This window comes from Kaistella palustris DSM 21579, from assembly GCF_000422265.1.
In the GTDB taxonomy this organism is placed as follows: Bacteria; Bacteroidota; Bacteroidia; order Flavobacteriales; family Weeksellaceae; genus Kaistella; species Kaistella palustris.
Genome location: NZ_AULL01000012.1, coordinates 256,376 through 280,976 on the forward strand (window position 1 = coordinate 256,376; position 24,601 = coordinate 280,976).

Consider the following 24,601-nt stretch of genomic DNA (forward strand, 5'->3'; position numbering starts at 1 on the left):
GCTTGTTCTACCTATTTAAAAATAACAACATGAATTTTAAATTTTCCAGACCATTTCTCGCGCTTACCGTCTTGGCCTGCGTGCAGTTATCTGCCCAGTCCGAAAGTGCCAAATACAGCTATACTGAAGCTTTCAAACCTTTCTTTTATCAGAATAATGCTACCGAAACCCGCTCGGCAAGCGGCCAGCCCGGACATAACTATTGGCAGAACAGTGCAGATTATATTTTGAATGCCACCTTAAATGCGGACACGAATGAAATCACCGCCTCCGCCGAAATCACATATACCAATAACAGTTATGATGATCTGAGCTTCCTGTGGCTACAACTGGATCAGAATTTATTTAAAAAAGATTCCCGCGGAAATGCTGTAATACCCATGAATGGGAGCAGAAACGGAGCAAAAGGTCAGGATTTCGATGGCGGATACACGATTAAATCTGTAGAGCTGATCTCTGCTAATGGGAAAACTTTAAAGGTAAATCCGGCCTACACTGTTTCTGATACAAGAATGCAGATCGATCTGCCTCAGGATCTTAAATCAAAAGGCGGAGTTGTAAAATTTAAAATCAGTTACTCCTTCATTTCGCCGAATTACGGTTCCGACAGAATGGGCGTAGAAGCCACCAAAAACGGAAAGATATTTACCATAGCACAATGGTTTCCGCGCATGTGTGTATACGATGATCAAATGGGTTGGAACACTTTGCCCTACCTCGGAGCGGGTGAGTTCTATCTGGAATATGGCGACATTACTGCAAATCTTACGGTTCCGGCCAACCAGTATGTAGTCGCTTCAGGTGAGCTTTTAAATCCAAATGAAGTTTACACCAGTGAGCAGCTTAAAAAGTGGGCACAGGCAAGAAAAAGCGACAATACGGTGATCATCCGTTCGGCTGCCGAAGCCAATGCTGCACCGAAAGGCACTTCCGGCACAAAAACCTGGAAATTTAAAATAGAAAAGACGCGTGACTTTGCCTGGGCTTCTTCGGCAGCATTTATTCTGGATGCTGCCCGCATTAATTTACCGAGCGGTAAAAAGTCCCTCGCAATTTCTGCGTATCCTGTAGAAAGTGACGGCAAGGAGGCGTGGGGAAGATCTACCGAGTATACCAAAAGTTCAATTGAACATTATTCCGAGCGCTGGTACGAGTACACTTATCCCAATGCCGTTAATGTCGCCGGTAATGAAGGTGGCATGGAGTATCCCGGAATTGTTTTCTGCCATATGAATTCTAAGGGTACTGCTCTTTGGGGCGTCACAGATCATGAATTCGGTCACAACTGGTTTCCGATGATCGTTGGTTCCAACGAAAGACTTTACGCCTGGATGGATGAAGGTTTTAACACCTTCATTAATTCTGTTTCTGAAAAAGATTTTAACAAAGGCGAATATTACAGCCCGAAATCTTTGCAGATGATGGCGCCGGCATTCTACAGCGAATCTCTGGAGCCGGTCATGACCGCACCCGACAATTTGAAGGAAAGAAATCTTGCCATGCTTGGCTATTATAAACCGTCGGCAGGTTTACAGATCCTGCGTGAAAATATTCTTGGTGAAGAACGGTTCGACAAAGCCTTTCGGGAATATATCAAGCGTTGGGCTTTCAAACATCCCACGCCGGAAGATTTTTTCCGAACCATGGAAAATGTTTCCGGCGAAGAATTGAACTGGTTCTGGCGCGGGTGGTTTTTAAACAAATGGAAAATTGATCAGGCCGTGACCAACGTGCGGTATGTAAATGGCGACTTCACCAAAGGTGCCGTGATTAAACTTGAAAACATCGGTCAGTTACCGATGCCTGTAAGCCTGGATATTCATTTTAAAGATGGCGCCGTTCAGAATATAAAACTACCTGTAGAGATCTGGAAGCGCAATATGGAATGGTCATTTGAAGTGCCGACAACCAAAGAAATCACTTCTGTTCAGCTGGATCCCAAAGGAAGTCTGCCCGATGCAAACGTAGGGAATAATATCTTTAAAATGACGGCGGCATCATCTGAAAAAGTGAATCTTTCCGACTATGAAGGAACGTTTTCGAGCAAGCAGCTACCCCTGAAAATTGTGACGAAAGTTGAGGGCAACAGCCTTACCGCAAAAGCTGACGGGCAAAACGCTTTCCCGCTGGATTACGAAGGTGCTGAAAAATTCAGCTTTCAAATGGCAGGAATAGAACTGGAATTTGCAAAAGATAAAAAAAGTTTTACGCTTCACCAGGGCGGCCAGTCTTTTAGTTTTACCAAAGATTAAATAAAGATGTTTGCCTAAAAACAATGGCCGTTCCGGCGGGAGCGGTCATTTTATTTTTGCCGGAGTTTCCGCGACCTTTTTGGTAATAAAAAAAACGCCCTGAAATTCAGAGCGTTTAGAACAAAATTGTAGACCCACAGGGAGTATTTGTTTAAACCAATAAAGCAATGTACGTCATCATTTTATTGACAGTAAGTAAGTTAGCTAATTTTATAAAAGGATAAGGCATCGTATAAACTATTAAACAATCCCCGATTTAGTCCCTGATTTTAGAAGTAGGGACTAAAAATTTATACTTCAATTTTCTTCGTAATACGTATTTTTTCCTATCCTTTATTGCATATCTGGGCTAGTATGAGCAAAATAAAGTGCAACCGGTCTCTATTTTACCTGTTGCACTCCACTAATGAAGACTTATCAATAACTTGTTTAATAAATTCAGCGTAAGTTCCGCACCCCAGCTCATATCGCTGTCGTAGTGTGTGGATATACCAAAATTCTTTGTAACGATGTATTTGAGGCCAGCCATATTCCTTATCAGTATTCACCATGAATGCCCCGCGCAAACGCGGCGTTGGCGGAATATCTTCACGCTTTAATTGGAATCTTACAATACCGTCTGTAAATATTTCTGCCTGCAAATCTACCAACAGCGGAAGTTTGTACATGATACCAGCACTGAAAGTTTTTCTCTCATTTTTAGTGCTTGCCTGCCCAAATAAGTTTTCTCGATATTCTCCCTGTCAAATTTTCCAACAATTACTAAAATAAGAATTTATAATAAGTGATAAATTTTTTACTCGATGCGTTCGTTAAAATTTCATCCGTTGTATCCTTACAGCGTTTAAAATTGCCAATAAGGCCACACCAACATCTGCGAAAACAGCTTCCCACATTGTTGCCAAACCTCCTGCTCCTAAAACTAAAACAACGGCTTTTACGGCAAATGCCAGAATGATATTCTGCCAAACAATTTTTTTGGTCTGCTTTCCAATATTAATAGCCATTGCAATCTTAGAGGGTTTATCATCTTGGATGACGACATCTGCGGTTTCAATTGTAGCATCGCTTCCCAGGCCGCCCATCGCGATACCCACATCACTCAAAGCAACTACCGGTGCGTCATTTACGCCATCACCTACAAATGCTACAGATTGGTTTCTGGCTTTTATTTCCTTCACTTTATTGACCTTATCTTCCGGTAGCATGTCTCCAAAATAATCTGTAATGCCAATCTGTTTTGCTACTTCTTCCACTACTGCGGTTTTATCGCCACTAAGCATTGTGGCTTTTACCCCTAATTTTTTCAATGCTTCAACAGTAGCCTTTGCATCTTCTTTAATTTTATCAGAGACGGTAAGATATCCTGCAAATTTTCCATCATAAGCGATGGCAATTAAGGTATCTGCAACGGATTGATGATCTACGGCATAAGGAATTGTAAATTTATCCATCAATTTAAAATTACCTGCGAGGAATGCTTTTCCATTAATAGTTGCTTTTAAACCATGACCTGAAATTTCCTCCACATTTTCCATATTTACAGCATGATCAATTTCGCCAACGTATTCATGAACTGCGGTAGCGATTGGATGTGTAGATTTGCTTTCAATAATATTCAGATATTTAAGCATTTCCTTTTCATCAAATCCAGATTCTATGAAGGTTTTCTGAACTTTGAACACTCCTTCGGTCATGGTTCCGGTTTTATCCATTACCACATTTTTTATCTCAGCCAAAGTATCAAGGAAATTGCTTCCTTTAAAAAGAATACCGTTGCGACTTCCTGCACCAATTCCACCAAAGTAACCTAACGGAATCGAAATCACTAAGGCGCAAGGACAGGAAATAACCAAGAATATTAATGCTCTGTAAAGCCAAGTTCGAAATTCATAATCCTGTACAAAGAAATAAGGCAGCAAACATATTGCTATGGCAAGAAATACAACAATTGGAGTATAAACTTTTGCAAATTTTCTGATGAAAAGCTCGGTTTTGGCTTTCTGTGCCGTTGCATTCTGCACCAGTTCCAAGATTTTTGAAAGTTTGGAATCATTATAAGCAGTGTTGATCTGAACTAAGGAAACGGAATTTACATTAATCATCCCGGCGAGAACGACCTCGCCTTTCTTTTTAGTATCTGGCTTACTTTCACCCGTTAATGCCGCTGTATTGAAGGAAGCTGAATCAGAAACAAGTTTGCCATCCAGAGCCAGTTTTTCCCCTGGTTTCAATTGGATGATCTGCCCAATTACCGCTGATTCTGCTTTGATGGTTTTTGGAACGTTGCCCTCTAAAATAGTGACTTCATCTGGTCGTTGATCCAGCAGGGAAGCAATGTTCATTTTGGCTCGCTGCACAGCCAGCGTCTGAAAAATTTCACCCACTGCATAGAAGAGCATTACCGCAACGCCTTCGGGATATTCGCCAATGGCAAAAGCGCCGATTGTTGCGATACTCATCAGAAAGAATTCTGAAAAGAAATCGTTAAAACGAATACTTTGTACCGCCTCTTTTATAACGGGTAATCCGACGGGAATATATGCCAAACTGTAAAGCGCAATTCGGATCCAACCCTCAAACCACGCGGGCTTGAGCAAATGGTCCAGCGCGAGGCCAACTATAAGTAATACGAACGAAATTATTGCGGGCAAGAACAACTGAAAGGTTGATTTATCTGTATTATCGTGGTTGTGACCATGATCATCTTCAGTGGCAGAAGCGTCATGTCCTTGACCGTCATCATCAGGATGCACCTTATTTTTAAGAGGTGATTTCTTTTGAGTTTTGTATGCCTTATCTGTGGTCGCACAGCAGGATTCTTCTAATAAGTTCTCAGCCCCCGCGTCTTTATATATTTTTCCTTCCTGAGGTGTGCAGCAGAGCTGATTGCCGTTTTCGTCGTAGATGTGGATATGTGGTTTTTTATCTCTCATTATATTATCGATTTATTAAATATGTTTTAAAAATTTTATATTGTTTGGGAAAAGGGGCATTTAAAGTTTGCGCAAATTAATTATTTAGAGGATGCAACAGAAGTGCATTTATTGACCGCTGCATTTTTCACAGATTCCCTTTACCACTAAATTCGCATCCTCTGAGATATAACCTTCGGGCAGATTAATAGTTGGTATTTTATATTCCGTCAGACAAATGGTTTCATTACAAATATTGCAATGAAAATGCAAGTGCAAATCTTGGTTGATTGCACAATTACATCCCGGTTCACATAGTGCATATTTAAATATTCCCGTACCATCTTCTACTTGATGCACAATTCCTTTTTCTTCAAAGGTTTTTAGTGTTCTAAATAGTGTCGTTCTTTCCGCTTTTGCAAAGTTATTTTCAATATCTGTGAGTGCTACAGCGACCTTAGTTTTCGCCATAAATTGATAGATCAAAAGTCGCATTGCCGTTGGTCGAATGCCATTCTTAGTTAATTTTTCCTCTATTGCGTTCATTCTAAAATTTATTAAAAATAACTACTAGATATTAATGCTTTATGAAAATTATTAAATATCATCCTCTATGCGTACATTCCTAAAATCATAAATAATAAAAATCCACCAAAAAATGCGGCAGTATGCCAAACGGTTTCCCTTTCTTCGTGTGCTTCCTTCAGTAATTCTTCGGTAACTAAAAATAGTAAGGCTGCAAGGCCAAAAGACAACACGATTTCCATCGCACCGTGGCTCAAATTATTAAGAAGTGTAGCCCCCAGAAGCGAACTTATAAAGAATAGTGAGGCTAAAATTCCGATCCAAAATATTTTTTTCCCATTAGAGAAATTTTTGCTCCCTAATTCGGTAGCCGTAGCGATACCTAAGGATAACAACTCTAAACTTAAAGCAATTGCCAATAGTATTCCCGCTGTATTACCTACATGAAAAGCAATACCCAGAAGTAAACCATCGATAAAAATATCTACGCCAATCGCTATTAATAAACCCCACGGAATATTGCCAGAGGAATTTTCTATTGTGTCACTTTTGGATGTTAATTTTTTTACAAAAATCATCAGTAAAAAACCCAGTGCAAAGCCAATAATGGTTTGCACTGCTTTATGGATTTTTATTACGTCAGGTAAAATTTCTACTGCGACTACAGAAAAAACTACGCCTGCTGCGAAATGAAGTATTAAACTCCGCACATTACCCGATGGCTGTTTAAAGATGGCAATTCCACCTCCTATCAGCATAGTGGCGACAGGAATAAGTGCGAATAATAAAATGTTTGAAAGGCTGATCATTTCCTTATTTTTTTAGATTTTTATTATCATTCCTCTTCTTCCATATTATTCATTTTGGAAAGCAGATCATAGGCACCTTTTAAAACCACTTTACTGGATTCATTAAATTTTTCAGGCAAAGTAACTGCTGTGAAACCATTTTCGCTTACACCTGTTTGCACCTCTACTTTGCGAAAGATATATTGTTTTTCTTTTTCTGTCCCATCTTTGTCTTTAGATTTTTCTACTGTTTTCTCTAAAATAAAAATAAAATTTTTACCTCCCGATCCTACAATTGCAGCATCTGGCAATGCGGGTGTTTGTGCAGAACCAAGTTCTATAATGGCATTTACAAACATTCCGGGTAAAATATTTTGAGAGACGTTTTGAATTCGCGCTAAAACATCTACAGTTCTGTCGGTGTGTATGTCTTTTCCTATTAAATAAACTTTTGCAATCTTTTCTTCGCTATCACCTGTAGCCTGAAAGCGAATGGTTTGCCCTTCTTTTATTTTTGCAATATCTTTTTCAAAAACTTGCACTTTGACCATCATATTACTTGTATTTGCAAGGTCTGCCACCACCTCATTAGTCCCAACGTATTTGCCGATATTAGTATAAACTTTCGTTACATATCCACTTTGTGGTGCATAAATATTTGCACGGGAAGAGATATTTCCTTTTGCAACAGATGCTGGATTAATATTGGCAACTTGTAATCTCGCTCTTAGTCCGGCAACTCTTGATGCCATACTATTGTACTCGCTTTGTGCACGTTGTAGAGATTTTCGGGCTGCAATATTTTCTTTTACTAATTCTTTTTGCCGTGCGAGATCTTGTCTTAAATAGGACATCTGGCTATTGCTTTCCATGTAGTCCTGCTGAATTTGTAGAAATTCTGGGTTTTCTATGGTTGCTACTACTGTTCCTTTTCCAATGTATTTTCCTTCAATCACATTCATTGATTTTACATGACCTCCAAAAGAAGAGGTGATGCTCGTCAAATTTTGTGGTGGAACTTCAATGGCACCAGAGGCTTTTATGTAATTGGATAAATTGGTATTGGTAATGTTTCCCAATTCCATACCGACACTTTTATACTGTGCTTCACTGAATTCTACACTATTTGCATCGTGTGGAACTTCTACATTTGCAGTTACAGTAGTTTCTTCCTTTTTATCGGAATTACAAGCTGATAACAAAAAACTTAAGACGATGATATATAAATATTTTGATTTATTCATGATTTTTGAACTTTGATTATTTATTATAAACCAGAAATTAATTCTAATTCTATGGCTATTTGATTGTATTGATTTAAACTTTCGATGTACTGTTTTTGAACTTCTACTGCATTATTAATGGATTGACTCACTTGATAATAGTCCATTTCACCCACCTCAAAGGCGCGCTGTGATTTGGAAATGAGCAACTTTGCTTGTGGCAATGCTGTTTCTCGGTAAAAGTCAATCTGTATTTGCAATCGTTTTAGATCAGAAAGCAATGTAGAACCTCGCTGGGAAAGACTGAAAGAAAATGCATCTACCTGTGCTTCCTGCAACTCCTGATGAATTTCGGCGGCTTTTATTTTTGCCTTCTGCGCCTTTGCAAAAATAGGTATGCTTATTCCCAGTTCTACACCTTGAAATCTTTTACCAACTCCATAAAACTTCGAGACCCCATTTTTCTCAAAATTACCCACTAAAGATTGATTAAAATAACCCACACTAAAATCTGGCAGCAGTTTACTTTTTTCAACCCTTATTTCTTCTTTAGCAACTTCTATTTGGCTCTTCAAAGCAAGCAAGTCTGGATTTTTATTAAACATTTTTCCATCTGCAGAAAGATCTAAAAACTTTTCGGTAAGAGTATTATCCGCGATATCTTCGATGGTTTGGTTTGCGGTATATCTTTTCAATTGCTCCAAATGAATTTTTATATATTCTTCAGTCTGCAATTTTTGAGAAATTGCTTCCTGCAATCTAGTGTTCGCATTGTATTTTTCTAAAATATTAGTTTCTCCAGTTCTAAATCTTATATCTGCAGCACGAAGTATTTTCTCATAGAGCGTAATTAAATCTTCATTCAGCTTTTTCTGCTCTTTTCTGTAAAGTAAACTGTAGTATATACTTTTTACCTGATACGTAATCTGATTTTTATAGATACCTGCCTGCATTCGCGATGCATTTATATTAGCATCTGCAAGCTCTGTCAATCTTTTCAAATAAATCGGATTCGGAATGTTTTGGCTAATGGTAATATTATTATCGTAAGCAATAAGACTATTGTACTGTCCAAAAGTTAGGTTAATGTTGGTTTTGCCATAATCTCTGACCGATCCTTTTAATGCAGATTGGTATTCTTCACCCAATCGAGCAATTCTGGTATTTGGATTAGATTCTATTGAGGCATTAATTGCCGAATTCAAATCTATTACATTTAAAGATGCAGATGAGTTCGTTGAGATTTGACCTTTTACTCCATTATTTAATCCCGAAAAAAGAAATAAGAGAATTACGGTTGTTGTACCCACAATTTTTGATTTTTTCCTTTTCCATCCAGAAGGTTTTATATTCTCAGCGTAAGCGTAAAGCACTGGTAAAAGCACCAATGTAAGAAAAGTTGCTGTAATTAATCCGCCAATAACAACCGTTGCCAATGGTTTCTGTACTTCCCCACCTGCACCGGTTGCTAATGCCATTGGTAAAAACCCTAATGAAGCTACGGTAGCCGTCATTAATACTGGTCTCAATCTTATGGCAGTTCCTGCAAGTATTCTCTGTTTTACATCTTTCATACCTTGTTTTTTAAGTTGATTGAATTCCGTTATTAAAACGATTCCATTTAAAACCGCGACACCGAATAAGGCAATAAAACCTACACCAGCAGAAATACTAAATGGCAAACCTCGTAACCAGAGAGCTAATATTCCTCCTATGGCAGACATCGGTATTGCTGTAAAAATTAATAATGAATATTTTATAGATCCAAATGCAAAATAGAGCAATAAGAGAATTAACCCCAATGCTACAGGTACAGCAATTGACAATCTTTTATTGGCTTCTTCAAGATTTTTAAATTGACCACCATAGGTTATGAAATAACCTGTTGGCATTTTTATTTTCTGGTCAATCTTCGCCTGAACATCTTTTACTACCGAGGCAATATCTTTACCCCGAACATTAAAGCCAACAATAATTCGTCTTTTGGCATCTTCACGTTGTATTTGGTTAGGTGCAAGTTGATAACTGATGTCTGCGAGCTGCTCCAAAGGAACCTGATTTCCACTACTGGATGTTACAAAAAGCCTTTTTACATCTTCTATACTTTGTCTTTCGTCATGTTCTAGTCTTACAACGAGATCAAAACGTTTCTCACCTTCGAAGACAGTACCTGCAATACCACCAGCAAATGCGGTATTTATCGCGTTATTTATTTCTTCAACATTAAATCCATATCGCGCAATATTATCTCTGTTCAATTTTATGGAAATTTGCGGCAAACCACTTACCTGTTCTATATACAAATCTTCCGCACCATCTATTGATGGGATTAGCGCACCGATTTTCTTTGCTAAATCTGAAAGTGTTTCTAAATCATCACCAAAAATCTTGATACCCACATCTTGTCTTACTCCAGAAATTAATTCGTTGGTTCGCAGTTGTATGGGTTGAGAAAAACCGAAAGTAACACCCGGAACCTGCTCTAAAGTTTTCTGCATTTTCTCCGCTAATTCTTCGCGGGTATCTGCACTAGTCCATTCATTTTTAGGTTTTAATAAAATAGTAATATCTGTAGCCTCAATCGGCATTGGGTCTGTAGGGATTTCAGATGCGCCAATTTTTCCCACCACTTCTTTTACTTCCGGATAAGTTTTCATTAATAAACTGGATGCCTGTTCTATTTTTTCTACAGTTTGATCCAAGGAACTTCCCACAAGCAATCTTGTTTCCACTGCAAAATCACCTTCTTCCAATGTTGGCAAAAACTCGCCTCCTAGAGAATTAAAAATGACTACCGACACTCCTAGTAATGCAATTGCAATAATGAGTACAGCCATCTTAAATCGAAGCGCACCATTAATTAAAGGATTATAAGCGCTCTGAAATTTATCCATCATTTTATCGGAAAAGTTCCTTTTATGAGTAATATTTTTACTTAATAAAAGTGAACTGATCATTGGAACGTAGGTTAGCGAAAGAATCAATGCTCCAAATATTGCGAAGGAAACTGTTTGTGCCATCGGGCGGAACATTTTGCCTTCAATTCCTACCAAAGCTAATATTGGCAAATAAACTATCAAAATAATTAATTGACCAAAAGCTGCTGAGTTCATCATTTTTTTTGCAGAACCTGAAACCTGTGTATCCATTTCTACCTGCGAAATTTTTCCTGCTTTTTGCCTTGCTAACTGGTGCATAGTTGCTTCCACAATAATCACTGCGCCGTCCACAATCAATCCAAAATCTATTGCACCAAGACTCATTAAGTTTCCCGATACGCCAAAAACTTTCATCATGGAGACCGCAAAGAGCATCGCTAAAGGTATTACGGAAGCCACAATTAAGCCTGATCGAATATTGCCAAGGAAAAGAACTAGAACTAATATTACGATTAAAGCACCTTCTACTAAATTTTTTTGAACGGTACTCATTGCTCTGTCCACAAATTCACTCCTGTCTAGAAAGGGTTCTATTTCAACACCTTCGGGTAAAGTTTTTCGTATTTGGTCAATTTTTTCCTTTACTTTTCCAACTACTTCAGAAGCATTGCTCCCTTTCAACAACATAACTATTCCTCCCACCGCTTCCTTGTCGTTTCGGGTAAGTGCGCCGTAGCGTGTAGCAGTTCCAAACTGAACTTTTGCGACATCTCTAATGGTAATAGGTAAACCATTTTCTGAATTGTTGACCACAATTCGTTCTATATCGGCAAGGCTTGTGATTAATCCTTCGCTTCTAATAAAATAGGCATTGGGTTTCTTATCAATGTATGATCCACCCGTATTCTGGTTGTTTTTTTCAAGCGCTGTGAAAACATCAGATATAGATAAATTGTAACTCCTTAATTGATTTATGTTTAATGCTATTTCATACTGCTTAAGGTAACCACCAAAACTATTTACTTCGGCAATTCCGGGTGTACCTAAAAGTTGTTTTCTAATAATCCAATCTTGAATTGTACGCAATTTTGTAGCATCATATTTATCCTCAAAACCTGGTTTAGCATGTACGGTATATTGGTAAATTTCGCCTAACCCCGTGGAAACTGGTGCCATTTCAGGATTGCCAAGACCAGCAGGAATAGAACTTTTGGCTTCAGGAAGTCGTTCAGAAACTTGTTGACGAGCCCAGTAAATATCAATATCATCATGAAAGATAATTGTGACAACGGACAAACCGAATCGAGAAATAGATCTTACTTCCTGAATTTCAGGAATAGTGGACATCGTTTGTTCAATAGGGTAAGAGATAAACTGTTCTATTTCTTGGGTTGCCAATGATGGACTTAATGTTATGACCTGCACCTGATTATTTGTAATATCCGGGACGGCATCTATCGGAAGAGTTCGAAGGGACATAACGCCCCATATAATTAAAGCTATGGTAAATATTCCCACCACTAGCTTATTCTTAATAGAAAATTCAATGATTTTATTTAGCATCGGAAAAATAAATTAGATTAAAACGTAAAATGACAGCATTTTCTTAGTGAAATGCAGTTTTACAAAAAAGACATGCTTTTTTGCTTAATTTACTAACCTAATTGAGGGGGTTGCCAAATGCCGGAAGGAATTCCAGGTTGGAATAATGAATGGTAAGAATTGATTTTTTCTGAATAAATGGGTGCGTCTTCTGGGAAGATCAAAAGTTTTACACTCACTACGCTTAACTGTGCCCCACAACAATTGCAGGTGCAAAAGGGAGTACAATTATCTGAATGTTGTTGTTTTTCGGAATTTTTGTCGTGTTGAACTGTCGATTGCCTATCTTTAGATCGGGCAGAAACATCACCGCACGGAGCAGTGAGAAGGAATGCAAAAAATATTGCGAGTATTAAGGACAGTGGACGCACGGTGCAAATATAGGAAAAAATTGAAAAAGACATTTCTTTCGTTCATTGTTTTTTAACAATTATGCAATTGGCAGATATATATTGGTATTTCTTAATTGTTTGTTACAAATACAGAAAGCGTTAAAAAACTATAAAAAACAAAAAGGCGCCTTGCCGCACCTTTCTGTTAATTTTAAATATTAAGTAAACACTTTTTAATAAGTTAGAGTAAATCCTGCTCCCCATCCCATGTCACTGTCATAGTGAGTAGAAATTGCGACGTTTCGGGTTAAAATATATTTTAAACCAGCCATATATTCTTTATCAGTATTTACCATAAATGCACCGCGCATTCTAGGTGATAACGGAATATCTTCTCTGGACAACTGTAACCTTACAATACCGTCCGTAAAAATCTCGGTTTGGAAATTAACGAGCATTGGCAGCGTGTAAACAAAACCAGCAGAAAAGGTGGCTCTTTTGTTTTTGGTGTTTTTCTGTCCGAAGATATTTTTTTCAATTTCGTGACTGCCCATTGTTCTGTATCGGTAATCAAAGCCAACGAACGGCATGAACCACTGCATTCGGTCTACATATCTTCCGATATGTGTTTCTACTTCGTAGCCATGTTCACCGTTATAGCCCAAACGCCATTCGGTTCCTATATTCCATCTGGTATTGTGAACCATCACCTGGCCATCATTACCATTAGACGCAAAATCATTTTCTGCAAATAAGTGAAGCATGTTGCTTTCGCGCTGAAGCTTTTTGTAGGCGGCATTTTTATCAGGCAGTTCAGGATTCTGATAGTCGCCAACGGCAAAAACACGGTTCATTCCTGCCATCATGTGGTATAGGATATGGCAGTGGAAAAACCAATCTCCGTCTTCTTTTGCTTCAAATTCAATGATATCGCTTTCCATCGGCATGATATCCAATACATTTTTCAGTGGAGACTGTACTCCATTGTCATTGATTACACGGAAATCGAAACCATGAAGGTGCATCGGATGCCTCATCATGGAATTATTAACGAGTTTGAGGCGTAAAACTTCTCCTTTTTTTACCAGTATTTTATCACTTTCGGCCAGGACCTTGTTATCCATACTCCAAACGTAACGGTTCATATTTCCCGTGAGGGTAAAAGTCATTTCGCGAACCGGCGCTTTTTTAGGGAGTGAGGTGTCATAAGGAGATTTTAACATATTGTAGTTGAGCGTGGTGATTTCCGAACTGCTCATGTTGTGCACGGAATGATCGTCGACCATCTGCATTTCTGAATGATCTTCGGCTTTGCCGTCTCCCGTAACTTCCGGATACATCACACTGTTCATATCCATTTTCTGCAGGCTCATGTTCATGCCCATATCCTTCATATTTCCGTTCATATCCATCATATCGTTCATCATTTTCATTCCTTCGAAATACTTCAGTTTCGGTAGGGGTGCAACCAGCTCTTTTTTACCTTCACCGAGAAAAACAGACACCGATTTTGTACGGTCTTCGGGGGTTGCCATAAACTCGTAAGAAAGATCCTTTTGAGGAATGGTAACCACCACATCGTAGGTTTCTGAAACCCCAACTATTAAACGATCTACATCCACGGGAACAATATCGTTTCCATCGTTTGCCACGACAGTGATTTTGCCGCCTGCATAGGTAAGCCAAAAGTAAGAGGAAGCTCCTGCATTAGAAATTCTCAACCGAACTTTATCACCTGTTTTAAACTGTGACAGTTGCTGATCCCAGGTTCCATTAATTAAAAAGCGGTCGTAATATACATCACTAACGTCCATTGCAAGCATTCTTTTCCATTCGTTGGTGAGCTTTGTTTTGAAATGACCTTCTTTAATGGCTTCGGAATAACTTTGTGTAGTATGTTTTTTGATGGCAAACCAATCATTTGCGTTTCGTAACATTCGTTGAACATTGTTAGGATTTATGTTTGTCCATTCACTTAATATCAGGTTTACAGTGGGAAGATCATCAATTCCTTTCCGGTAGGTGGGATCTTCATTCCGTTTTTCCAGAATAAGAGATCCGTACATCCCAATCTGTTCCTGAAGGCCGGAATGCGAATGGTACCAATGCGTTCCGCTCTGGATAATCGGAAAAGAATAGGTATAGATAGAATGGGGCGGAATTGGTTTTTGGGTAAGCCATGGAACGCCATCTTCTTTATTCGGCAAATGCAGGCCGTGCCAGTGGAGGGAAGTTTCTTCATCCATTAAATTATGAACCACAATTTCTGCGATATCTCCTTCAGTAAAGTTCAGCGTAGGCATGGGAATCTGTCCATTAACTGCGATTGCTCTTTTTTGTTTTCCGGCATAATTCACGAGCGTATCTTTTACATACAGGTGATAGGTTTTCTTTTTTTCGTCAGTATATTTAATTTTTGGAAGCGGCAAAACAGGTTTTGTTGAATCCATACTTTCCATATTCATTTTGCTGTGATCCATTTTTGAATGATCTTCCTTAAGCACCAGGTTCATTCCACATTTCGGACATTTGCCCGGTTGATCTGAACTCACTTCGGGGTGCATCGGACAGGTATATTTTTTTTGCGTAGCTTCATGCTGATGATTATCTGAAGTGGGATCTGCCTGTTTATTGACTGGGGCAGTGTGCTGCTCACTTTCGTTTTTTGGGACGAGGTTCATCCCGCATTTCGGACACTTTCCGGGTTTATCAGAAACCACTTCGGGGTGCATCGGACAGGTAAACGTTTTGTGCACCATTTCTTTCTGAGCGGCGTCCGTCCTAGGCTCCACGTGTTGATGCACGGGTACTGAATCGGTTGCTTTTGCAGCAGCTTTAACGTTGGGTGCCGTAGGTTTTTTGACCGCCGCTTTCGGCTTAGCTGCAGGTTTCGCCACTGCTTTTGCAGGAATGGCCTTAGCTTTCGGAGGTGTCACCTTTTTTACTGCTGCCTTTTTGGCGGGAGCGGGAGCCGGTTGTGGTTTCTTCACCACGGGTGCTGGCTTCGCCTGTGGCTTTTTTACGGCAACGGTTTTCTTCACCAGACTCATTCCGCATATAGGGCAGTTACCGGGTGCTGATTTCACGACCTGCGGATGCATCGGGCAGGTGTACACAGTTTTGGTGCTCTGTGAATAACTGTTTATGGACATTGCCATAAATAGAAAGAGCGAAAATATATATTTCATCTTGTGATTATTTAATTTTTAACAAACTTGCATTAAGTGCGACCACGATGGTGCTGACACTCATCAGCACTGCGCCCATGGCGGGACTCAGGACAAATGTGGGATACAGAACACCTGCAGCAAGTGGAATAGCCACGACGTTGTAGCCCACTGCCCATACGAGATTCTGAATCATTTTGCTGTAGGTTTTCTTTCCAAAATCTATCATTTTCACGACGTCACGAGGGTCACTGTTGACCAGAATAATATCTGCGGTTTCGGCAGCAACATCAGTTCCACTGCCAACTGCAATGCCTACATCTGCTGCTGCCAAAGCCGGTGCATCATTTACGCCGTCTCCTGTCATGGCAACGATTTCTCCTTTGTCCTGGAATTCTTTTACTTTTTCCTGTTTGTGGTGCGGAAGTACATTGGCCAAATATCCATCCATCCCTAACTGCTTCGACACCGCTGCCGCTACCTTTTCGTTATCGCCTGTAAGCAGGAATGATTTAATGTTCATGCTGCGTAATTGGTCAATGGCTTCTTTTGCGCCTTCGCGAATTGTATCTGCTAAAGAAACAATACCCACGGGCACGTCATCAATCAGAATAAAGTTCACTGTTTCTGCATCCTGGTTGATTTCTTCCGGAATGGCAGGTACCTGTTTATTGTTTTGAACAAAATAATTAGGACCGGCCGCGACTACCGATTTACCACTTACCATTCCTGTAACTCCAATTCCCTGCATGTAGCGGAAATTGTCTGACTTCCATAAGTCCAGTTTTTTTTCGGCGAGGGTCTGCATGATTCCCTTTGCAATATGATGTTCGGAATTCTGCTGCACTGCCGCTACATACTGGAGTAAATCGTTTGCCGAATAGTGTTCCGTTAGAGGAATGATTTTCTGCACGGTGTGGGAACCTTTCGTAAGGGTGCCGGTTTTATCGAAAATTATGGTGGATAAGTTCCTGGTTGTTTCAAAAGCTGTACGGTTTCTGATGAGTAAACCATTTGTAGCTGAAAGCGTAGTGGAAATGGCCACAACCAAAGGAATTGCCACTCCTAAAGCATGAGGGCAGGCCGTTACCATTACCGTTACCATCCGTTCCAGAGCAAAAGCCAAATCTCCCATGGTGATGTACCAGTAAGCGAAAGTTCCTACTCCCACCACAATTGCTACTATAGTAAGCCATTTGGCTACTTTATCCGCCAGATTCTGAGTGTTCGACTTTGCTGCCTGCGCATCCTGAACCAAATTTATGACCTTATTGAGGTACGAATCCTTTCCAACCCCTGTTGCTTTTATCTTTAAAGCCCCGTCTCCGTTAATAGCCCCTGCGATTACCTTTCCGCCGGACTCTTTTCTTACAGGAACACTTTCTCCGGTAAGCATACTTTCATTCAAATAGGAACTGCCCTCGACAATCAGACCGTCTGCGGCGACTTTTTCGCCCGGTCTTATGATTACGGTATCTCCGTTTTTCAGCTGTTCCAGTTTTATTTTAACCGGACTTCCGTTCTGCTCGACGGTGACGTCATTTGGTAGTAAGGCAACTAGAGATTGCAACGCTTTTGAAGCAGCCATCTGTGAACGCATCTCGAGCCAATGGCCAAGCAGCATGATGACGATTAAGGTGGCGAGCTCCCAAAAGAAATCCATGCCCGGCAGCCCGAATACGACTGCAACGGAATAGACATAAGCTACAGTAATAGCCAAAGCAACGAGCGTCATCATCCCAATAGCTCCGGCTTTCACTTCACCCAAAAACCCTTTTAAAAAAGGCATTCCACCGTAGAAATAAATAATACTTCCTAAAACCAACAGCACGTATTTATCGCCTTGAAAAACTATGGTGAAACCAAGCCACTGCTGAATCATATGTGAAAGCAGCAGCACCGGAACAGAAAGCACCAGTGTAATCCAGAATCTCTTCAGGAAATCCGGTGTATGATGACCCGCATGTTTGTCAAATCCCGCCCCAGAACCTTCTAATTCTGTGTGATGATCATGATTCTGATGATGTTGGCCGTGCTGCTCTTTTACAGCCTGAGCCGTTCCTCCCAATGGAATTAAGTTCATTCCGCAGAGCGGACATTTCCCCGGTTCGTCCTTCAATATCTGGGGATGCATGGGACAGGTGTATTTTTTCATAATTTAATTTTTTTGCGTTCAATTCTGCTATTTGAGATTACTTCCGGGTTTGAAGTTCCTTAATTTTCGCCCTCATGACAGCAATTTCTTCCTCCTGTGCTTTGATAATTTCCTCGCCCAATTTTCTGACTTCCGGATCAACTAAATTACTTTCTTCAACCATCAAGATTGCACCGGCGTGATGCGGGATCATTGACTTTAAGAACTGCATATCTCCAACGGCGGTCTGCTGCCGAATGCCAGACCAAAACAGCACCATCGACAACACACCGACACCTATCAGGACTTTGTTGAATTTTTTATTGGGATACATCTTTCCCATTAACAGCAGTTCGATGATCAACATAGGAGAAGCCATGAGCCCGGCCATATAAAACTGATTGATATTGGGAATTACGTTGGCTAACCGATCGACCATCGCATACATTAAAATAAACATCGATACAAAGGAAATCAGAAGCATCCAAAAAAGTTTTTTGTATGCGCCGCTATGACCCATTTGCCCATCTTCTTTTTTTGAATCCGTATTCTGTGTAGAATGAGTTTCCCCCGAGGCGTCATGGTTCCGAGAAACTTTGTGGCTGTGTTGTGAATTTTCCATATTTTGCGTTTTTAAAAGTTAGTTAAGTTTATTAAAAAAATCGAGCAGCTCCTTTTTGTCCTTTGTTGATAAGTTGAAACCTCCGTGCATCATGCGGTACGATTTCAAGGGCATTTCGTCTTTTTCAATCTGGCTGATGATGCTTTTTATTTTCGCTTTTTTACGTCTTTTTGAATAATCATTGAACTCATCAAAATTGAGTTCTTCTTTGCCTTCTTTAATATGCTGAGCCATAAACGATGCTCCTGGCTGCAATTCCGAATACCACGGATAGCGGGTGTTATTGGAATGACAGTCATAACACGAAACTTTAAGTATTGCAGCCACGTTGGCGGGCACCTTTTCGGTTCTTTCAAAACTTTGACCTGCCGGAACGGTGGAGACATTACGCTCCACCGGTATGAAGTGAATGGCTAATACAACCGCCACCACGATCACCGACAGCCAACCTATGATATTCAATTTTCTCATATTACATGGTGCTCATATCGTGACCCGCCATTGGATCGACTCCTTTCTTGAATATGTATTCACTGTTTAGCAGGTAGGCCCCCGAAACCACTACTTCGTCACCTGCTTTAATTCCAGAGGTGATTTCAATTCTGTCTTCATATTCCAGACCCGTTTCCACCATTCTGTTTACGAAGGTATTCTTCGCGGTTTTCACCCAGACCGTGGAGGATTTACCATCCCTGATTACCGCATCCACAGGCATTGAAAGACCATCGCGGGATTTGTTTTCCACCAGAACATATACCGGCATTCCGGGTTTCAGCAGGTTTCCTTTGTTGGGCACGGAAATGCGAACCAGATTTATCCTGCTGGAGGCGCTTATTTCAGGGTTTGTAAAATCGATCTTCCCATTAATCTTCAAATTATCCATATCCGGTATATACACCGTGACTTTGCTGTCTTTCTGAAGGAGTGACATTTGAGAAGAATAAACCTGCGCCTCCGCCCACAGCGATGAAAGATCTGCCAGATTCACGATGGTGCCACCTTCGGCAAGATAATCGCCTTCGGCAATGCTGAGATCGGTGATGTACCCGGCTGCATTGCTGAACACGGTAGTGGTAGGCGTAGCTTTTCCTGATTTTTCCAATTGTTTGATCTGGTTTTCCGACATTCCCCATAAATAAAGCTTGTTACGGGAACTTTGGAGCAACTGATCGAAATCAATGGATGTATTGCCGACGAAAAGTTTTCGTCTTTCCAGTGCCAGCAGATATTCCTGCTTTGCATTGTTGAGTTCTTCACTGTAAATATCGACCAGCGGCGCCCCCTTCGGAACAAAATCGCCAATGTTTTTATAATACAAACGTTCAACTCTGCCCATTACTCTGGAACTGACCGCCTGCATCTGGTACTGGTTAAAATTGAGTGTTCCGGTAAGCGTGAGTTTATCGGCCATGGAACCGTCAGAAAGCGCGAGTGTCTTTATATTTCCTAATTTAATCTGTTCGTCATTCAGGATGAGTTCATTGGGATCCGCGTTCTTTTTCTTCTCCACCGGTACCAAATCCATGTGACAAATGGGACATTTTCCCGGTTTGTCAGATACCACCTGTGGGTGCATGGAACAGGTGTAATAGATATCGTGACCCGCATGAGGATCTTCTTCCTTTTTACAGGAGTAAAGAAAAACCAGCAAGGCCAACATTAAAATATTGAATTTCATCTTATCAATTTTTATCTGTTAATTTTTATGAAACTTTCGCTGTCCATAAGGTACTGTGCGTTTTCCGCAACACCATCTTCAGGAAGCAAACCACTTATGATCTGAATTTTATCCCCTACCACAGCGCCAGTAACAACTTTATGGGCAATAAAACCGCCCTCTACTTTTTTGAACGCGATTTTATCAATGCCCAATGAAACCACCGCTGATTTCGGAAGCCAGTCTGCCATTCTATTGTGGCTCATAATCTCCGTTTTAACCTGACTTCCAACAGGAATTTTTGCGGTGGAATTATCAAAATAGACGCGCGCCGTTACGGTTTTGCTGCCCTGCCTGAAAAAGGGTTCAATAAAACCTATGGTTCCTTTGAAGCGGCTGTTCGGATTGGATTCCGGAATGACCATTACAGACTGTCCTTTGCTGACCAAGCCAATATCTTCAGAAAAAATATTGATCAGGGCCCAGGTTCTGTTGGGATTATAGACACTGAAAATATTCTGTCCTTTCTGCAGGTACATTCCTTCCTTCAGCGGTAATTCAGCGGTCACCGCACTGGTAGCCTCCATTTCCGGTGCGGGTTGCTGTGCGGGTCCCATGCTTCCTGCCGCTCCTGCTTGCTGAATATGTCCGCTGTAATTGCTGAAAACCGGAATTGTGAGATCAGGTTTTCCTCTCTGGATAACTTTCTGAATCTGTGAAGCAGGCATTCCCAAAAGAAGTAGTTTCTGCCGTGAGGCATCGATCATTGTTTTGTTTGAGCGGTCATTTTTCAGAACAAAGAGCAGGTTTTGCTGCGCGGTTAACAGTTCCGGGCTGTATATATCTAAAATACGCTGCCCTTTGGACACTTTCTGGTATTTGTACCGCACATAGAGTTTTTCGATCCTTCCAGCTACGCGGGACGAAATACTGCCAATCTGCCGCGTGTCGTATTCCACCGTCCCTAAAGCATCAACGGTGGTGGGAATATTTTCCTTTTTTAAATTTACGACCGGCAATTCCGAGACGACAAATTCATTGGTGGGTTTCAGCAAATCGTCGAGTTTAATCCCTTCTTCCTTTTTAGCAGGAGCATCTTTCAGGACCAGATCCATACCGCATTTGGGACACTGACCGGGTTTGTCTGAGATTATTTCCGGATGCATCGGACAAGTGTAGGTGTGCATTGCCGCCTCTGCTGTGTGCTTATCTTCCCAGAACTTCACTTTATCACAGGCCGTTAAAGCCAACAAAAGCATGGTGTACATTATTAGCTTTCTCATCTTCTTTCAATTAAGCGGTCAATTTCAGTTTGCGTCTGCAGTGCTTTGGTAAGGATATCGAAATATTCCAACTGGGTCATATTCAGCTGTTCCCAGGCATCATACAACATGAAGAGTTCTTCCGTATTCTGCTCGTAGCCCAACTGCATGGATTTGTAGTTGTTTTTTAAGGCCGGAATGATGGTGTCTTCATAGAGTTTGAGCTGATTTTTATTCAGATCCAGTTCATTGCGCATTCCGTAGGCCATTCCACTGTATTCGTTTACCATCATTTCTTTCTGTGCCTGCAAGGCTTCTTCTTTCAGTTTCAGGCTTTCAATATTGGCTTTACTCATGCCTGAAGCCCAGGACACGAAAGGCAGCTTTGCCATCAGCATAAGGGAAAACTGCATGGGTTGGCCGCCGAAACCGAACATGTTTTCGAACTTCACTCCGTATTCCGGCTTTAGATTCTGTTTTTCCAGATCCTGTTTCAGTTTGGCAATATTAATTTCCTTATCAATGCCGCGAAGATCACTTCTGTTCTGATAAAAGAGATCCTGACCAAAAGTATCGAGAGAATAGTCATTCAGGTTGTATTCCGGTTCAATCTCCAGCGGTGCGAGCGCGTCTCTTCCCATGAGGGCATTTAGACGAATCCGGTTCACCCTAAGGTCGTTCTCGTACATGAGCTGCATGTTTTTGGAACTGCCAAGCGCAGCTTTCGCTTTGTAATAGGCTGATATTTTACCGAGTCCGTTTTTGTACCGGATCTCGGCGTTTCTGATCATGAAATCCAGCATCTTTTCGTTTTCCTTTACGACCTTCAGCTTTTTATCCAGGACGATTGAACTGTAATATAGTTTTTTCGCATCCTGAAAGTTTTCATTGAGGTTGGCATAGAGTTTTTCCTTTTCTACAGAAGACATTGCCTTCATCAGATTTTCGTTGGCATCAAGTTTCCTTCTGTTGGGAAACATCTGCTCCACAGAAACTGCTACGGAACCCATGCCGAGCATGTCGCCATCGCGTTGCCAGAGTTTTGGATTATAAGGTGTCATAAACAACCCGGCTCCAACGGTTGGTGGCATCCAGCTTCTTGCGCCTTTGGCTGCAGCGTCCATTGACCGGACTTCCGCATTATACATTTTAACCACAGGATTGTTGGCTGCAATACTGTCCATTACAGCCGGCAACGGCATCCGCTGAGCATAACTGGTGGTGCAAAGCAAAGCAAGTACTGCTGTTATTATGAATTTTTTCATTTTGTAATCATTTAAGGATTAATGGGAAGCGTCGAGCACGTCGATTTTCCCCAGTTTGTTCAGTTCCCACTCTTTCTGCATATAAAAGATAACAGGTGTTACCAAAAGGATGTGAATTGCCGAAGTAAAAACGCCACCGACCATGGGTAATACGATTGGTTTCATCATATCACTTCCCACGCCGTGGCTCCAAAGGATGGGTACAAGTCCGAAGAGGGTGACACACACGGTCATAATTTTAGGTCTTAATCTTTTGGCTGCACCATTGATTACATATTCACGAAGTTCTTCATTGGTAATGGTCTCCCGTGAGTTTCCATTTTTGGCAATAAGCTGAATCATGGCATCGTTCAGGTAAATGACCATCACAATTCCGGTTTCTACCGCAAGTCCGAACAGTGCAATAAAGCCGACTGCTACAGCTACAGAGAGATTGACGCCCCAAATCGAAATCATAAAGACACCGCCGATTAAGGCAAAAGGAATACTGATGAGATTAAAGAAAGCTTCACGGTAAGAATTGAATGCAAAGTACATGGAAAGAAAGATCACGATTAATACGAGGGGCATAATCATCTTTAAGGTCTGCTCGCCGCGAATCAGGTTTTCATACTGGCCGCTCCATTCCACGAAATAGCCTTTGGGCATTTTGGTGACCATGCTGTTGAGTTTTTTCTGTGCTTCTTCTACGGTGCTGCCCAAATCCCGGTCACGCACGTTGAACAGAACGGTTCCGCGCAACATTGCGTTTTCCGAATTGATCATTGGAGGACCTTCAGTCAGGCGAACGTCGGCCACTGCACTCAGGGGGATGGAACCAAATTCCATCGTTTGCATTGGGAGTCTTCTCAGAGATTCCAAATTATTTCTGAAATCCTGGCCGTATCTGGCGTTTACCGAAAAGCGCTGTCGGCCTTCCACGGTGGTGGTGAGTTTCATTCCGCCGAGGGCACTTTCCACCACGGCATTTACGTCATCCACACTTAGGCCGTATCTTCCTATTTCTTCGCGTTTCACTTCAATATCCACATATTTTCCGCCGGTAATCGGTTCTACGTACATGTCTTTTATTCCTTCAATACCGGTGAGTTCCTTTTTTATTTTTTCGGAAAGGACCGCGATACTATCCAGATTCTGTCCATACACCTTCACCCCAACGTCAGTTCTAATCCCTGTGGAAAGCATATTGATCCGGTTGGAAATCGGCATAGTCCAGCCATTAGTTACGCCCGGAATCTGCAGTTTGGCATTCAATTCATTAATAAGATCATCTTTTGTAAGGCCGTCGCGCCATTCGTCCTGAGGCTTCAACAAAATAATGGTTTCAATCATTGAAATGGGTGAATTATCTGTCGCTGTGTTGGCTCTTCCTGCTTTTCCGAGGACATGATCCACTTCGGGGACTCCTTTAATGATTTTATCCTGTACCTGCAGTAATCTTTTAGCTTCGGAGTTGGAAATATCAGGCAAAGTGACCGGCATAAAGAGCAAAGATCCTTCATCTAAGGGCGGCATAAACTCACGGCCGAGGTTCATAATTAAAGGGATGCTGATGAGAAGGGCAAGAATATTGATTCCGAGGGTCGTTTTTTTCCATTCCATGCACCAGCGAATGATGGGTTCGTACACCCGCTCCAGGCCCCTGTTTATTGGGTTTTTATTATCGTCCTTAAATTTACCCTTCATAAAAAAGGAGATCAGCACCGGTGCAAGGGTAAGCACCAGGATTGCATCAACGATCAGGATAAAGGTTTTGGTAAACGCCAGGGGGTGAAAAAGTTTACCTTCCTGACCTGTCAACATAAATACGGGGAGAAAAGAAACCACGATAATCACCGTAGAAAAAAATACGCCTCTGGATACCTGTAAGGATGATTTTTCGATAATCTTCATCCGAATGTCTTCGGGAATTTTAACGTAACTGTCTTTCTCCTTATCTTTCTTTCTGAATATATTTTTTAACCAGTTGGTTTTCATT

16 protein-coding genes are annotated in these 24,601 nt (G+C 41.0%); 1 reads left to right on the forward strand and 15 read right to left on the reverse strand.

Annotation, left to right across the window (positions count from 1 at the left end; translation table 11 throughout):
• Positions 1 to 29 precede the first annotated feature (29 nt).
• A complete protein-coding gene (locus H562_RS0102385; RefSeq protein ID WP_027376048.1) occupies positions 30 to 2,252 on the forward strand; it encodes a M1 family metallopeptidase in 2,223 nt (740 codons plus the stop codon).
• A gap of 386 nt (positions 2,253 to 2,638) precedes the next feature.
• On the opposite strand, the gene H562_RS0102395 is transcribed toward H562_RS0102385, so the two are convergent.
• From H562_RS0102395 to H562_RS15815, 15 genes are all read right to left on the reverse strand, one after another.
• On the reverse strand, positions 2,639 to 2,920 hold the full coding sequence (locus H562_RS0102395) for a hypothetical protein (RefSeq protein WP_027376049.1): 282 nt from the start codon (positions 2,918 to 2,920) through the stop codon (positions 2,639 to 2,641).
• Positions 2,921 to 3,064: 144 nt separating this feature from the next.
• Positions 3,065 to 5,188: a heavy metal translocating P-type ATPase gene (locus tag H562_RS0102400; protein WP_034690448.1), complete on the reverse strand. Its 2,124-nt coding sequence runs from the start codon at positions 5,186 to 5,188 to the stop codon at positions 3,065 to 3,067.
• Positions 5,189 to 5,296: 108 nt separating this feature from the next.
• A complete protein-coding gene (locus tag H562_RS0102405; RefSeq protein ID WP_027376051.1) occupies positions 5,297 to 5,713 on the reverse strand; it encodes a Fur family transcriptional regulator in 417 nt (138 codons plus the stop codon).
• Positions 5,714 to 5,778: 65 nt separating this feature from the next.
• Positions 5,779 to 6,501 (reverse strand): ZIP family metal transporter, encoded by a 723-nt coding sequence (locus tag H562_RS0102410; protein WP_027376052.1) that lies wholly within the window; start codon positions 6,499 to 6,501, stop codon positions 5,779 to 5,781.
• 26 nt (positions 6,502 to 6,527) lie between these two features.
• Positions 6,528 to 7,724 carry an efflux RND transporter periplasmic adaptor subunit gene (locus H562_RS0102415; protein ID WP_034690451.1) on the reverse strand — a complete coding sequence of 399 codons (1,197 nt, stop codon included), beginning with the start codon at positions 7,722 to 7,724 and terminating at the stop codon, positions 6,528 to 6,530.
• Positions 7,725 to 7,747: 23 nt separating this feature from the next.
• Complete coding sequence (locus H562_RS0102420; RefSeq protein ID WP_027376054.1) at positions 7,748 to 12,145, reverse strand: CusA/CzcA family heavy metal efflux RND transporter; 4,398 nt, start codon at positions 12,143 to 12,145, stop codon at positions 7,748 to 7,750.
• Positions 12,146 to 12,237: 92 nt separating this feature from the next.
• Positions 12,238 to 12,588, reverse strand: coding sequence for a DUF6660 family protein (locus tag H562_RS15850; protein WP_394330161.1), 351 nt, complete (start codon positions 12,586 to 12,588; stop codon positions 12,238 to 12,240).
• Between the two features lie 161 nt (positions 12,589 to 12,749).
• Complete coding sequence (locus tag H562_RS14520; RefSeq protein ID WP_456236130.1) at positions 12,750 to 15,704, reverse strand: multicopper oxidase domain-containing protein; 2,955 nt, start codon at positions 15,702 to 15,704, stop codon at positions 12,750 to 12,752.
• Positions 15,705 to 15,711: 7 nt separating this feature from the next.
• On the reverse strand, positions 15,712 to 17,838 hold the full coding sequence (locus H562_RS0102435; RefSeq protein WP_027376055.1) for a heavy metal translocating P-type ATPase: 2,127 nt from the start codon (positions 17,836 to 17,838) through the stop codon (positions 15,712 to 15,714).
• A gap of 37 nt (positions 17,839 to 17,875) precedes the next feature.
• Positions 17,876 to 18,439 (reverse strand): DUF305 domain-containing protein, encoded by a 564-nt coding sequence (locus tag H562_RS0102440; protein WP_048499414.1) that lies wholly within the window; start codon positions 18,437 to 18,439, stop codon positions 17,876 to 17,878.
• Positions 18,440 to 18,457: 18 nt separating this feature from the next.
• Positions 18,458 to 18,910 (reverse strand): heme-binding domain-containing protein, encoded by a 453-nt coding sequence (locus H562_RS0102445; RefSeq protein ID WP_027376057.1) that lies wholly within the window; start codon positions 18,908 to 18,910, stop codon positions 18,458 to 18,460.
• 1 nt (position 18,911) lies between these two features.
• Complete coding sequence (locus H562_RS0102450; protein ID WP_027376058.1) at positions 18,912 to 20,117, reverse strand: efflux RND transporter periplasmic adaptor subunit; 1,206 nt, start codon at positions 20,115 to 20,117, stop codon at positions 18,912 to 18,914.
• Between the two features lie 11 nt (positions 20,118 to 20,128).
• Complete coding sequence (locus H562_RS0102455) at positions 20,129 to 21,379, reverse strand: efflux RND transporter periplasmic adaptor subunit (protein ID WP_233701962.1); 1,251 nt, start codon at positions 21,377 to 21,379, stop codon at positions 20,129 to 20,131.
• Entirely contained in the window at positions 21,376 to 22,623 is a 1,248-nt protein-coding gene (locus H562_RS0102460) for a TolC family protein (RefSeq protein ID WP_027376060.1), read from the reverse strand. The genes H562_RS0102455 and H562_RS0102460 overlap by 4 nt, the downstream gene beginning before the upstream one ends.
• Before the next feature lie 18 nt (positions 22,624 to 22,641).
• Positions 22,642 to 24,600, reverse strand: coding sequence for an efflux RND transporter permease subunit (locus H562_RS15815; RefSeq protein WP_027376061.1), 1,959 nt, complete (start codon positions 24,598 to 24,600; stop codon positions 22,642 to 22,644).
• Position 24,601: the final 1 nt, after the last annotated feature.